The sequence below is a fragment of the Pseudomonas versuta genome (assembly GCF_001294575.1).
Classification (GTDB): Bacteria; Pseudomonadota; Gammaproteobacteria; order Pseudomonadales; family Pseudomonadaceae; genus Aquipseudomonas; species Aquipseudomonas versuta.
In genome coordinates this window covers 705,095-719,384 of the sequence record NZ_CP012676.1, presented here as the reverse complement: position 1 = coordinate 719,384, position 14,290 = coordinate 705,095, and the positions used below count along the sequence as shown (strand labels likewise).

The following is a 14,290-nucleotide window of genomic DNA, read 5'->3' as shown; positions in this document are numbered from 1 at the left end:
AACCGGGAAATCCAAAGTCCTCCGGGTGTTCACTTTTTGCCGGTAAAACCCTCCTCGGACTGAGGTTTGGCGTCTTAGTTGCCACTGCTAGGCAGCCTCGATGACTGCTATTGGCCGAGAGCGCACCTTTTCCCGTCATCTCTGCCAACCCGTAGTAGCTCTCTAAGTGCCGGCAGGGACCGGTTATCAGCCCCTGACCACAAGCAGCTTCCCAACCCAGAAAATTTAATTCTCCTTTCCAACACTCAGTTCACGATGTACAACCCGGTGGCAATTCGCGCAGAGGCATTGTAAATCCTCCAGGCTTGTCAGATGCCCTGCCGCCATTTGCGCAACCTGCACGGTCCGATGGTGTACCTCGATGCAGGCCTCTCCGTTTTCGGCGCCGTAAGCTTCAACCGGATCAATTTTGCAGCGCTCGCAATAGAGTCGTCCGTGGTTCTTCTTGAATTCAGCTTTCTTGGCAATCGACAAACCTGGGGCGCGCTCCTTCCGTAGATGAGCTACGAGCCTGGGCTGCCCCTCAGTCCATACTCGATCTTCATGCAGTGTTGGCAGTGCGGGATCAGCTATCAAGGCACCTTTGGGCACTATACGGAAGCCAGCACCTTCCAGGATTTGAAAACAGACGCTGCTAACGCCAGCGATGAAATGTTTTGGCAGTATCTGAAATCCCAAAGCGCGTGTAGCAGCTAAGCCAAATACCGCCTTCGGTGGCAAACGGAGATTTTCATCAACGATCAGGTCGTAATCGGTTGACTCAGCAAAGCCAGGTGAATCAATTCCTCTGATCAGGTCCTGAACAGCACGCCATATATGCTCGGCGGTGACTCCACGAAGCACTTCAACCGGAAGCCGATCGAGGCTTCGTAGATTTTTATCTACAGGAATACCACCAAGCGCGAGACTTAATGCCTGAACATCGCCCCCAGATATCGTCATCCTAATGCGTCGAGTGGAGTTGCCTCCCGAGGACTCAGAGGACGATCGGCCAATGGCCTTCATTCGACTGGAAAGGACTTTCACAACCTGATCAACAGGCACCTGGCCCTCCTCCGAGGTCAGTATCGTTCGCTGAGAAATGGGAATGCCTTGAACGCGGCTGCTATCAACCCAGACGCGTTCTACTGCAAACGAAGCCCGCTTCAGCCTGGCCAGTAAAACAGAAAGCCCCAGAGCATATTCGGAGTTGATCGCGCCCTTACCTTTGGTACCGCCACGACTGTGGAATACAACCTCGTCCGACTCGATCCCGAAGTGCGCGTCGATTGGATTACCATCGTCAGAAATAATCTGAAATAAACGCGCCATGTCTGCCGCTGTTCCCTAAAGTTTCAAGCGTCTGATGGTAACGCACGCACAAGGCGCAAAGCTGCCCTAGTTAACTGCCAGGATAGGTATCATGGAAAATGCCCTTGGCGGCAAGCTGCTTGTCGTAGGCCTCGACCACCAGTTGTTTGGCCTCTTGATATCGATAGATTTGCTCATCATAGATGAATGCCAGCTCACCCCAGAAATGATGAACCGTAGAAAGGGCAACGACATTGTCGTGCCGATCTGACCGGCCCTTCTCCTTCACTTCTTCCAACTTGTCGCGGGTGCTCATTCTGCCGCCCGCAATACCGGCAATCCCATGTTCCAGAACATGAACGAGGATTTTCCATGCGGGATCATCGTCTTCGAAGATCTTGATCATGTTGCCCCCTGGCTTTTGAGCAGTCCTAAACTATACGGATTGGCTGATCTCACCCTTGGCCAATATAACCCTCTCCCTGCACTTCCTCTTTTCCGCTCCCCCCACAGCAGTCCGACCAGTCATGTATTCCGTGACCGGCCTATCGCGCTCGGCCTTCTCCAAGCTCCTCCAAGAACTGACTGTTATCTCGCTCGGCCACGTAATCTTGATCATGCGCCAAGCCTGACGTATGCAGCAAGGCCAACCTGTCGTGCAGCCGATGCCTGCGGCCACTAGTGGAGGCCGCCTTTACACAGGCATTCAGCAAGATGATCGGAGTGCTACCAGGGACGTACTGGAAGCAGTTTAGGTGTAAGCGAACGGTGAACACTCCTACCTCACGATTAGGTGGGCATCCGCTTGATCACGCAAGATGTGTTCGGCAGACGCTTACCCTGACGGTTGCGGGTCGCTGAGATCAGTGATCCATGATCTGGATTTAGGGAAGCCTTGGAGCGCCTTTACCACCTGCTCATTCGGCCTAATCCTTCTAAGAATCGCTGGAGGTAGCTCTCACTGCCATAAGCAAAGCCGGCAGCAAGCAAGGGTGCGTTGAACTCCGCCGTAGAGTATTCCTGAGCAAAGCGCGAGATTGTCTCCGAGTGCCACGACAGACGGCCCATCGCGATGTTTCGAAATTGACTCTGCTGTATTCGATTATTGAGCTCTTCTTCATTGACGCCGTTCGCTTGAGCGAAGAACAGCAGGTTCAGAAACTCGAAACGCTCGTACAGCAGCTCGGGATCCTGCACTCCGGCGAACGAGGGAGCCCATTTACAGGTAATGAGGCTGGCCAGGCGATTGGATAGCGGTGTACGAGCGTCGCTCTGATCCTCTAAGGTTTTCCAGTGCGCCAGCAGTCCGTTGCCGGCCTCTAAATAGAACGGTGACAACTCATAACCAATCAATCCTGGTTGCTCACGGCGGTTAATGACGGTTGAATTGAGCAGGCTATATAGAACGTCAAGGCGATTTGCACGGGTCAGGCCCAGTGAATAGCCAAGAACGACCAACGTAGCTGGGTAATTCTTCAGGGCGAGCCAGTGGGTATAGCCAGCCTGCTCCCTATGAGCTTCGGCATATAGCCCTTTAACGGCATCCAGTACGAGACTCAGCTCATCACCTGTGCCCCATCGGCCTAGCACTGAAGCAAGGCGTGCGATTGGTTCTGCGATAGCCTCGTACTCTGGAATCCAATCACTGAACGCCTGGGCTCTCACGTCACCCTGTCCTGCAAATAGAGGTGAAAAATCAGCAATACTCTGTCGAGTTTGAGCCGTGACCAGGTCGTCGAGCTGGATTCTGTGTTCAGGCCGGTCCATGAAGCGTTTTGCCATGGCGATCATCAGCTCGACGCTCGCCGGATTGGGCTGGCGGGATTTTTGAATGGTCTCAAGCTTCAGGTTAAGAGCATCGAAGAACGTATCCGCATCAGTCCCACTAACCACCGAAGCGCGGCGTCGTGCGACCAATTCTTGGGCGCGCTCAGATACACCTCCTCGGGCGAGCCAGTAGGTTGGGTAGCGTCGGGAAGGGGCGCGTAGAAACGCAGCCCTCAGGGCGTGATCCCATTCTCCTGACCAGCCGGCGACGATCAACCCGAACTCATCGATTATCCTGTCGAGCAGAGCGTTGAATTCAGTGGGGTAGTCGCCCAGTTCAACATCCGTATTTAGAATCCGGGCGTCCTTGTAATCGCCATGGATTTTGAGGATGAAGCACTGGGAATGGGTGAGCGGTTCTGCTCCTGCCAGGGTATCGACCGAACTCACGATCGTGGGCTCGATGCCTGCATCACGCAGTGCGTTTTCCATCAGCCTGTCGAAGTTGGTGGTCACGATGACCCGCACGTGTCCAGCACGCACCATTTCTGCGATAGCTCGATGAGCCCTGGTGGGCACTTTTAAACCGTCCTCCAGCTCTTGGGCTGTAGGCTCCAGGAAGCTCTGCACAATGGCTCTGCGTTCGCTCTGCGTGCCCGCTAAGGTCTCCAGCAGCGTGGAATAGTTAGGCTGCTCTCCTGTCTGACCTCGATACCAAGCATACCAATCCTCTTGCTCGCCGACACCTGAGGCAATACCGGCACGTTTGACTAGCTCCATGGTGATCTCCCAGCCGGTCGGAATACCGGCGGCGCGGGATACTCCTGAGCCTAGGAGTAACGCGTAGACTCCCTTGTTCTCATATACAGAGAATGCAAGCTGGGTAGTGGGGTCATTGGCGATCATGGGCATAGAGTCTTCCTTGTATTCGGGGTAGCAACGTGTGTCACGAAGTCGCCAGCCCTGTTCTGGGTGGGGGCATTCTAGCCAAAGGCCATCACTTGTGCAGTGATCGTACCTCTCGAGTTCGAATAAGCGTCCGGGCATCCCTTCTTGCTTGCGCAACTAAACGGGTGGCCACCGATGCGGCAACGACTCCCCAATTCCACTTGCCCGCTGCGTCGGCAGGCGCATGAGCACATCCTTCAAATAGGTATACCCATCATGCCCGTTGAGCTTGGCCGCCTGGATCATGGACTGCCCCCGACACCGTAGACATTTCCAGTCTATGAAACCGGCTCACATAAACGATGTGAGCGCTGATTTGATCCTGCGTCAGCGACCATGCAGATCATGGTTCCTTTTGAGTACTCAGATTGGTGTCTAGCTTCTCACGAAGCTCAGCTGCAACTCCCCCCGCCAGCTCGGCAAAACTCTCGAGCCTTAGGATCTTGTCGCGTAAAGTTTTCTTTCTAGCCATTTCTGTTTTTTCTTCGCGGTCAGCATCGTCTGGGTACAAGCGCTCCAGCAGAAACTCAATGGTCTGTCGATCAGGTTCGGCCTCTACACCAGCCTTCAGCGCAGCCTCCACCCACGGCTGTGCTTGGGAAGCTGCGGCTGTACCTGCGGACTGCAGGGCATGTTGGATAAGCACACGTGCGGAATAGTCGAGGCTGAAAGCGAGCTCCAACCAATGCCTCATAGGCTCATCAACGGTATCCAGCACCGCATCTTTTAAAATAGGTCGAAAATAGCGATAGTCGTCTCCGCGCTCCACATCCAGGGCCGCCAGTGTTCTGGTTATTGGCTCGATTTCCTGGAGCGGCCTCAGATGGCTTGGCAAAGTGTTACGGTGCTCCCAAAGGGTGAGGATGGCTTTTACACATTCGTCTCGCATCGCTGTGGTAGCGTGCTCGGGATTATTCTCGACCGCATTGATACGAGCCGCGACGTCATGCGCCACCCATTGACCGAGAAGGTCATCGGCGAGCCCAAGCTTAGCGACCAAGAGCTTGCCGAGTTCCAATACTGCTTTAGAGTGGGTGCTTGATTGCATCGCGATCCATTAAGTAATAACGCACATAGGGAGCAGGATAGGGTTCAAACTCGTCGTCTTTTGGACGATTACGAGATGGCCTTCGTCTAACCGAAACGCTGAGCACCAAGCAGTCCCGTGGGTAGCTCTGAAACAATGATTGGATAAATGCAGTGTTACCACTCAGACGCGCACCTTTTATCTGCTCGGTCTCGCGTCCATATCCTACAGCCTGAGTCCAGGACTCACTACGCAGCTGCCCCCCGGATTCGGAGTTCCACCACCGACCATCCACGGACATGCGCAGTCCAAGATCTTCAATCGCTTGGAAGCCAGGCGAAATCGCAGGATAACCAATCTCCGCAGCCCAAGGATCGTACTCGTCCAGTCCACGTGAGTTTCCGTCGTGTACGATCCAACCTTTCAGAGAAAAATCGCCGATTGCGTGCAGGTCCTGATAATCGGCGGAGGGCAGAGAAAAGTTATCTAGTTGTGGTGCGGTTTGAAGCGCTGCAATTAGCGCATGGGCGCCATTGCGTGAGACTCGTGCGCTTCGAACGGACACCTCTTCTCTGTTCTCTTTGTCTCCAGTGCTCCAATGACCCCAAAATACATGTAGCCCGTCGTCAGTGAGCAGCTGCTGGTCAAGGTAATCAGGGGTTACACGCCAGCACCAATCGTTGTCGGAATAACTTTCCTTCGGTAAGGGACGCGACACCAGCGGTGGATCTCGGCGATCGGCAAGCCAGCCACCATCCGTGCGGGTCAGCAAATGCTCATCCAGCCACTGGTCAAATTCATTTTCTGTTTCCTCACTCGCGTGCCGAACCGCTCGCTGTTCCAAAAGATTGGACGCGATGATCATCATTGAGTGGTACGCATAATAAGCGCAGAGGTCATCTGTCTGAGGCATGCTGCCGTGGGAGTGGCTGGTTTCACCATCTACAAAAATCTTTCTGGTATAGCGCGCATCGTCTCTTGACCACCCTGTAGCCCCCCCGAACCGGTCATGGATGACCTTGCGGGCTCTGATTTCCATCGCGTTCTCACCGACCCCAAACACTCGCCCGAGAGGAGCTAGCCAGTAAGGGCCTATATCGACACCGAAATAGTAGCGCTCGCCATCTCCGATAACGGTGTCTGTCAAGTTGTCGTCATCTGCATCGAGTTCGTCCCAGCCGCTGTAAATTTTTGGCGGAAGGTGAGGTGCATTAATAGAATCGAGGCCCTGCTCGGCCGCCACTGCTGCTAACTTCGCGTCATGCACGAGACGCAGCGCTTGAGCAGAAAAAGCACGCAACATGACATGCTCTTCTTTCAGGCAGATATGCAGAAACGGGAGGAACGGTGCAAGGCTCTGGGGATTTTCACGCCCGCCCCGAACTAGCCCGATCAGCATCCATTGCCGAGCATGCCATTCGTAGAACTCCAGACCCTGATCAACAAATGATGGAGCGATCCCCTCTAGCGCGCAATGCTCAAGTGCGACCAACAGTTCGAGCCATGACAGTTCGGAACACGCTCGTACGACATGCGCGAACTCCCAACGAGTGGCAGCAACTGGCGATCCCAGCCCTGTCCAGATATAACCTGCAAGTGCGTCGACACAGTTTACGGGCGCGCGAAGCGTTTCAGCCCAAGGCCCATCACCATCTTCCGGGCGTAATACGTCCTCAAGCAAGTCGAGCCCGTAGTTCAAGGCCTCATCTGCCTCAACGGCGCTCAGAAATGATGCCAAGGGCTCAATCAGCTGAAATAGTCCGCTAGCGCTTAACTTATCAGCATGCACGGCAAAGCCTTCAATGGTGGCCGATGCGATGTCGCGATCCGTCAATATCCCGGACGAGACTAATCGGTCAAACGGTAGAAAGCTTGCCCATCCACGGTGCCCAGCGCGCTCAGGTTCACGCTTACACACGCAGCGCACTGCTTCTCGCACAGCGGACCTTAGAGACATCATTCGCAATGCTGTATCAGGAATGGCATCGAGTAGATAACGTAATTCAAATACGCCAAATTCGACCCATTCCGAAATCGCCTGGATGAACGCGGGCATCTCCCCTAACCCGACACGACGAATTCCCTCACGGAAAAATTCGTTGAATTGGTACGGCGTATCGTATTTCTTGAGATCAGCGTACGCAGTCCTCAATGCCGAAGAATCAGCCATGTCAGTTTCGTCGAAAAAATGTAACCAATCTGGTGTGCTTCTGACGATGGAATCGTGTGATTGGCTCCCTGCCGCAGGCATTTTTGTATGATCGGCTACTGATGCGGCTCGACTATCCACCCACAAACGCTGAGCATCCGGTAATTCGAGATCAACGTCGCGACCTCTCTTGATTAATTCCTGCCAAGTATCTGCACCGTGAGACTGTATACGAAGGTACCGATAGGCGATTTGCGTAACCGTGCGGGCATCGAATGGTGATTTTGGATCGTCAAGCGTGCTCTGTAGGTTCTTCAATCTGCTCCAGTGAGCATCGATCCCTGCGAGAGCTACCGGGGTGACTGTCGGAAGATGGCCTCTGCATACACAGTGGTTGATGGCCGCTGGCAATAATCGAGCCTCATCGCCAAATCGTCGATCCCGCCAACGGCTCAAAATAGCAAGTGCTGATGAGGGACAGAGGTCGACGAGCGCTTCTACAGTTCTGTTCCAGTCAAAGTGCTTATCGCGAGCAACATACTCGTACGTCAGCTCGGCTACCCTTGATAAGCGATAGGCTGTCTGGGACCGTGATTCTACTGATGAAGCTGCGTTGGCCAAATCAAGCATTGCAGACCAGCGAGATAAATTCTCATCACCGATTCGACTAGCGATTTCGACGGCTCGACTGAAGTAAGCACTCGCCTCCGATAGGCTTATCGGCAAAATGGCACGAGCCAGACGCACGTACGCATCCGTTCGGGTTTCCGCGTCGTCACGAAGCTGCTCCAGAGCTTCGTAGGCGGCGAACGCAAAATCGAATGAGAGTTGAGTCAGCGCTTTTGTTCTAGCAGCGAGACGGCATAGCGTTGTCAGGGTGTCAGGCCACAGAGGCCGTTCTCGGTTGCTGACCCAGGCCTGAAACTCTGTGATGTATTGCGGACTTACAGCCGGTGAGTCGCGCAAAATTTGAATCCATTCAATCGCAGCTGACTGACGAATCGTGGAGTGGCGTTGATAGTCGCTTGACTCAGCATTTTTGGTGGCCTGAATCGCAGTCTTAATATGCGCTCCCAGATCAGAAGGGCAACGACCACAGCTGATCTTCACTGAGAGTATTATCCATGGAAGCAATCCGCCAACGTCACGCTTGAACACCTGTGTTTCGCGGCTTTGTCCGTAAGACTCAGTTTTAGTGAGCTGTTGGCGTACATCAGCAGGAGCCAACTCGATGAGCGTCAACTCATTTCCGCGCAACTCGGCTTCGAGCGCGTAAGCGCGGATCATTGGAGCACGCTCAGATCCGTATGAATCAGATAGTAGAGTGGGAGGCGACTGCGGAAGATAGCGTTGAATAATCGCGACCCAAGTGTCGTTATCGGTCGGGAGGGTTCGCATCGCGAGTAAGAGCGCCGATTGCACCGCGTACAATACCTCCCATCGTTCGTCCCAGCCCGAGGACTCTGACAATTTCACACGTCGATCAGCCAGGAGACGGATAAGGCGCGCCAGCGGTTGGACGGGAAAGTTTACACCGGCTTGTGCGGCTTCACTGGCGAGGCCGAGAAGAAGCCATACATCATTCCCTGCAGCATGCGCCAAGGCGTTAAGCTCCGCGTACTCGCCCAGATCTATCAGTTTCTGGGCGATGTGCTTACCACTCATGAGCGCGAGGTGCCGGGACTTCCAGCGCCTCAGAAATTGCGCGGAGGCTTCGGGGCTTTGGATTCGAAGCGTCGCTAATGCAATCTCGGCTCTATCGGCGTTCGTGACGTTTTCACGCGGACCGTCATCCGGAATACTTCTCGCCCATGCATGTAACCAGTCCATCGCCATCCGAAGCCGGCTCGCGGCCTCAGCAGTGAACTCCTTGGTCCCAGACAACAGACACGCATCATAGGCATGGTGCGACCCCATCCAGGTGGATTCGAAAGTGCGTCGTGAAACCAGCTCGTTGACTCGATCTGGCGGCAGCAGTCGGGCAGCGATTTCTGTGTTTTCCTGAATCAGCTTTGTCTGCCGTGTCTCTCCAGCGCTTTCTCCCGCAGCCTTTAGCGCGAGTTTGGCTGCGGACAGGTGGCGTCCCTGTTCAAGGCAGGCCTTGAGAGCGAACGTCAACCGCTGTAGCTCGACATCACGGCGCTCCAAGGGCTTAGCTTCGGGTAGTCCTTCTTCGGAAAGCGCAAGATCGATCAGCTCATCCATCCGTCCTGCGGCCAACAAAATCTGAGGAAGCGTCGATGCGACATAGGAGCTTTCGCTGGCAAGCGGACGCAAGCGATTGAGGAACTGGTTTAACCCATCCGCATCGGGTCTGAACGTTTCGTGAAACCAGGTTTCTGCGGGCTCATCGAGAAAATGGAGACTTTCACCTTTGATGAAGAGTGGCCGGCCAAGGTCGAGTGCGAAGGATCGCACGGCGCTTTCCGAAGTTCCGGAAATCCTTGCAAGCACCCCAACCGGCACGAGAGGACGCAGGATTGCTAATCCTTGGCAAATTAGGTCGATTTGATTGGATTCGACCCCTGCTTGATCCTTCAACTTATCGACCGCGCGTTGCAGCAAATCTCCGATCGCACGCTCCACCGTTGTAGGCTCCGGCCCCAACTGCTTAAGCATCTCCAGAATAGGTAATCGCTGCTCGAGTGCCAGAGCCTGAACGCGAGGATTTGAGCTGCTCAAAAACGCGAATTCGGCAACTTCGGCTAGGGTCGCCTCAGGATAGTGAGTTCGTAAATGTTGCGCGGTCTCAAACTCATTGAAAGGGCTGAGCTCAATCTCGGTGCTATCAGGCGGAGCGTTCAGGCGATGTCGTCGATGAGTTCGGCAGGTAAAAATCAGATGCACGCCATTGGGCATCGAGGTTCGTATCAGATCTCTGACAAAAGCATGCTCGCTGAGCTCCTCGGCAGCCATATCCGAGTTGTCGGCAGCGTCGATGATCAGACAGAGACTTGCCCCCGCGTTTTCTGCTCGCAATATTTCGATTGCTTGGGTCAGTCGGCTACAAAACGCCTGCATGTACTGCTTGGAGTCAGCAAGGCTGGAGGGAAGAAGCGGATGGCAAAATCCTCGCGCAGCAAGCTCGTTCGAAATCTGCACCAGGGCATCACGATGACGATGCCTATAGTGAAGCGCATTGCGGTAAAGACCATCGCCGAAGCAGTCATACAACACCGACTCAGAGCCATTGGGCATTGAACTAGCCAGCCGTTGAGCGAGGATCGACTTTCCTACTCCGCCGTCTGCGTGCACGATTACTGGGTGCGCTGAATGGAGGATGATCTCTAGTATCTCGTCTTCCTGAGCGCGCGCGTAGACATTCTGCGGGCGAACAATTTGGCAAGGTGCCGGAAAAAGCTCCAGTTCACTCACTTTTAGCGATCGAAGTACATCATGTCGCCGGATTGCGGGATCTTTTGTAAATTCGCTGCCAGCCTTGCGCGTGACAAGCTCCTTCAACTGAACTGGAGCATCATAATCGGAATCCGCAAGATACTTGGCGATATCCTGGGAAAGCAGGTTTCGCTGAGCCCATAGGCTTGGTTCATCCCCATCAAATGAAAATAGGCTGAAAAAGTCAGCATTCTGCGTATCGGAAAGCGCTGAGTAGCTCAGCAGGGTTTTTTCGATGGTGGGATGGCGAGCATCAGCGGCATTGGCCAGGTCGTGGAGCGCTTCTTTCAGCCTGGGATCGATGGGGCGATTCGTGGTGAATTCGAAGCGGAATTTCTGCTTCAATTCTGCAACGGGAAATTGCTCAAGAAGTTTTTTATACCGATTGGTAAAACCACGCAGTGTCTTGCTCAAACCGCCAGCCTGCCAAGGCTCAACGATTTGCCGAGTTGAGTGTTTTAACTGGATGTAGCGAACGCATCGAGCTCCTATCAACGTCTCAGAGCCATAATAGAGGCCAACGTCGATGAGATCGACTCCTTGCTCAATTATGTCTTCACTCTCATTAGACGAAGGTCCTTCGACAGTGACCGCCTTCAGATCGCTCGAGCCTGGCAATAAGGCAAGGCACTGCCTTGCTGCCCAGTGATAGTGGAACTGATCCCCGTCGCGGCTTGGTCTCACCAAGTCCTTGTCTGCCATTTCAATTTCTCACAATCCTTCGATAGAGCGGAGCTTACCTCAATCCAGTAGAGTTCATCCCTGCTCGTACTATGGCTGCAACAACGATGAGCGACACAAAACGGTAGTCCCCCGATGTCCTCTTTGGGTCGATAGCAACCTGTCCTTGGAGGCTCAGTTCGCCATGACCGACCCGGCGTATGGTCTAGCATCAAAGTCCTGGTACGAGCTTAAGTGAGGTCACTGTCATACCGACATGACCGATGTCACTTCCACATACCTAAACTTTTCCCTCGCCCCTTGGTAGCTCCTGCTCTGCCAGGAGGGTGCCTGAACTGGCCTAATAATTCCGGACACCTCTTAAGGGCGATATGATTTCGCCAACTTGGAGGTTCCATGAACGATAGAAAGGTCTATACCCGCGAGTTCAAGCTGCATGCTGCCAGCATGGTACTCGACGATAACTGTCCGGTGCCGGACGTTTGTGCATCACTGGATATTGGACCCACCGCTTTACGGCGCTGGGTTGATCAGGTTCGCAAGGAGCGCGAGGGTCAACCGGTTAAAGGCACCAAGGCCATCACCGAAGATCAGCGCCAGATCCAGGAACTGAAAGCCAAGATCAAGCGCATGGAGATGGAGGCCGAGATCCTAAAAAAGGCTACCGCTCTCTTGATGTCGGATCCCGATCGTTTTCGATGATCGCAGAGCTAAGAGAGTCATTTCCGACGGCTGTGGTATGTCGTGTTTTTGGTGTGAAGCGCAGCAGCTTTTATGAGTGGATTCAACGGCGAGCCAAGCCGCGGATCAGGCGTGAAGAACTCAAATCGAAAGTGGTTGAGTTGCACAGCCAAAGCCGCGAAGCCATGGGCTCCAGAATGATCAGCAAGGGCCTGAAGTCTCAGAAAATAACTGCTGGAAGAAGCCTTGTCCGAGCGCTGATGAGGGAGGCCAATATTGTCAGCAAACAGCGTCAGCCTCACCCTTTCAGATCCAAAGGGGTGGAAGCATTTGTCGCGCCCAATCGGCTAAAACGCAATTTCAAACCGACTGCAATCGATCAGGTTTGGTGTGGCGACGTGACCAGTCTGATGGTAGGCAAACGCTGGATTCATTTGGCCATCGTGATCGATTTGTATGCTCGCAGGGTCATTGGTTGGGCTTTTTCTCTGGTCAATGACGCCAACTTGGTCAGCAAAGCGCTACGCATGGCGACAGCAGTACGAACGTGTCTGCCTGGGCTGATGTTTCACTCAGACCAGGGATGTCAGTACACCAGCCGCAAGTTTCAAGAGGAACTGGTGCTCCACGGCATTTTGCAAAGCATGAGTCATCGTGGACAGTGCTGGGACAATGCTCCAACAGAGCGTTTTTTCGGCACACTGAAATCAGAGTGGGTACCTCGCAACGGCTACAGCCTGATCGAGGAGGCAAAAACGGACATGGTGCGTTTCTTCATGTACTACAACCGCACCAGGCTCCACAGCTACAACAACTACCTGTCGCCAATAGCTATGGAGCAAAAAGCGGCATAAGCACCGTAAACGGTGTCCGGGATTGCTTGACCAGTTCAGCCGAACGCTTCACATTCGTCCCCTAGTACAGGTCTAATGGGCGAACTACACAAACTTGAGCCCAAAATTGTCACCCTCTACTGCAACCAAACCCATGCTGATTGCTTCCGTAGACCTTGGTAGCCGACTTACAGAGGTAGCTAGCCCTTCTGAATAGCGAACCAAGCCCATCGTCACCAAATCCTTTCGCAGATTTTTCCCTGACTACTCGGTAGGTCGCGTTATCTGGAATTTCTACCAGCCCTACAACTAAATCGACTGGTATCCCCAGCGCGCTCGCCCACGCCTCGTTCAGGCGGCTGAACATGTTGGCTCGGTCTGAGGCGATTTTGCCTACTGTGTAAAAGGCATCTCGGTTCAGCAAGATCAGCAGGTGGTAGTGCGACCTTCCACGCCACCCTTGCTCTCGTGCCCAGGCATACCGAACTTTGCAGCTATGAGCGTGCCTGTATCGCCGTGAAGCCATTTCGCGATGATGCTTGACCTTTGATTTGAATGAGGCAAAGAACCTGCTAATGACCTCGTTGGAATCCACGTAACCGTCAAGTTCAATATCACAGGGAAGCCGAAGATCCACCCTGAACGCCAGCACCCTGGGATATTGATCAAGAGCCAGATCAATGGTGCGTTTTAGATCAGCAAGGTATTCGCGGATGAATGGGCCTTTCTCCACCATCACTGGCAGCCCTTCGAAGGTGTCGTCGTAGTGGAAGTGAAGGTTTCGGTTATCGGGATGACGAAGCATGATTACTACTCTTGGAGTGGAGGTCATAACCTCTGCATCCTGAGTAGTTTTTAACCCTGCCTCCTTCCTGCCCCTGATGCATTCGCCTTCGAGGGATGCTCCTAGCGAATGGGTATCTGTACGGGTCTATAAAGCATATTACCCGCACCGAGAAAGTCGTCTCCGAGAGCTGCGAAGGGACATCGCTGAAATCCCAACGATACGTTGAGTTTTTGATAATCCTCCACTCTTGGAAAAAACACCTCCCGTGCATGCCCCCTTCAAGCTGTCGGGGCTCAAGCTAGCAGCAGTAGGATCATCCCAGCTTCGATATAGGCCATGAGTCGCTGCCGGCAACCACAACCACAACCACCACACAGCCCCCGGCATAAGCGCCATGGTCGGAGTTGATCCGACCATGGCGCTTATGCCGGTTAGTCCACACCCTTCACGCAACAAATTACTCGGCCATGTCGCGCTCTTCGATCCGGGCCAAAATCCACTCGTGTACCTCCTCCTCCACCCAACCAACGCTGCGCTCTCCCAGTGAAACCGGCTTGGGGAAGGCTCCTTCGGCGATGTACTTATAGATGGTAGAGCGACCCAGACCAGTTGAGTCGATGACGTCTTTCAGGCGAATGATCCTCATGAACGGGGCTCCTCTGTTCGTTCAGAGGATTGGCAGGACGGGTAAAAAACTACGGTCAGCCTCCGTACTATTTTTGCCAGCCCCC

The 14,290-nt window shown here is 53.8% G+C and carries 9 protein-coding genes and 1 pseudogene; 2 read left to right on the top strand and 8 right to left on the bottom strand.

Going from position 1 to position 14,290, the window contains the following annotated elements; genetic code table 11:
- Nucleotides 1-225: 225 nt before the first annotated feature.
- The 6 genes and pseudogenes from AOC04_RS23265 to AOC04_RS03370 all read right to left on the bottom strand — a co-directional run bounded on the left by AOC04_RS23265 (nucleotide 226) and on the right by AOC04_RS03370 (nucleotide 11,279).
- Nucleotides 226-1,311 (bottom strand): HNH endonuclease, encoded by a 1,086-nt coding sequence (locus tag AOC04_RS23265; RefSeq protein ID WP_162232788.1) that lies wholly within the window; start codon nucleotides 1,309-1,311, stop codon nucleotides 226-228.
- Between the two features lie 70 nt (nucleotides 1,312-1,381).
- Nucleotides 1,382-1,696, bottom strand: a complete 315-nt coding sequence (locus AOC04_RS03390) for a hypothetical protein (RefSeq protein WP_060691156.1) — start codon at nucleotides 1,694-1,696, stop codon at nucleotides 1,382-1,384.
- A 500-nt stretch (nucleotides 1,697-2,196) separates the two neighbouring features.
- The gene (locus AOC04_RS03380; RefSeq protein ID WP_060691154.1) at nucleotides 2,197-3,969 is read right to left on the bottom strand and encodes an SIR2 family protein; all 1,773 of its coding nucleotides are present in this window, start codon (nucleotides 3,967-3,969) and stop codon (nucleotides 2,197-2,199) included.
- Nucleotides 3,970-4,122: 153 nt separating this feature from the next.
- A pseudogene (locus tag AOC04_RS23260) lies at nucleotides 4,123-4,254 on the bottom strand (transposase domain-containing protein); the annotation flags it as partial.
- 94 nt (nucleotides 4,255-4,348) lie between these two features.
- Nucleotides 4,349-5,053, bottom strand: coding sequence for a hypothetical protein (locus tag AOC04_RS03375; protein WP_060691153.1), 705 nt, complete (start codon nucleotides 5,051-5,053; stop codon nucleotides 4,349-4,351).
- Nucleotides 5,031-11,279, bottom strand: a complete 6,249-nt coding sequence (locus tag AOC04_RS03370; RefSeq protein WP_060691152.1) for an NACHT domain-containing protein — start codon at nucleotides 11,277-11,279, stop codon at nucleotides 5,031-5,033. Before AOC04_RS03370 ends, AOC04_RS03375 begins: the two co-directional genes overlap by 23 nt.
- A gap of 375 nt (nucleotides 11,280-11,654) precedes the next feature.
- On the opposite strand from AOC04_RS03370, the gene AOC04_RS24065 reads away from it, so the two are divergent.
- Both AOC04_RS24065 and AOC04_RS03360 read left to right on the top strand, forming a co-directional pair.
- Nucleotides 11,655-11,960 carry an IS3 family transposase gene (locus tag AOC04_RS24065; protein WP_060691151.1) on the top strand — a complete coding sequence of 102 codons (306 nt, stop codon included), beginning with the start codon at nucleotides 11,655-11,657 and terminating at the stop codon, nucleotides 11,958-11,960.
- Nucleotides 11,957-12,793 (top strand): IS3 family transposase, encoded by an 837-nt coding sequence (locus tag AOC04_RS03360; RefSeq protein WP_060691150.1) that lies wholly within the window; start codon nucleotides 11,957-11,959, stop codon nucleotides 12,791-12,793. The genes AOC04_RS24065 and AOC04_RS03360 overlap by 4 nt, the downstream gene beginning before the upstream one ends.
- A 109-nt stretch (nucleotides 12,794-12,902) precedes the next feature.
- Here AOC04_RS03360 and AOC04_RS03355 read toward each other — a convergent pair whose 3' ends face one another.
- Together AOC04_RS03355 and AOC04_RS03350 are read right to left on the bottom strand one after the other, a co-directional pair.
- Complete coding sequence (locus AOC04_RS03355) at nucleotides 12,903-13,577, bottom strand: inovirus Gp2 family protein (protein WP_060691149.1); 675 nt, start codon at nucleotides 13,575-13,577, stop codon at nucleotides 12,903-12,905.
- A gap of 439 nt (nucleotides 13,578-14,016) precedes the next feature.
- A complete protein-coding gene (locus AOC04_RS03350; protein ID WP_060691148.1) occupies nucleotides 14,017-14,205 on the bottom strand; it encodes a helix-turn-helix transcriptional regulator in 189 nt (62 codons plus the stop codon).
- Nucleotides 14,206-14,290 lie beyond the last annotated feature (85 nt).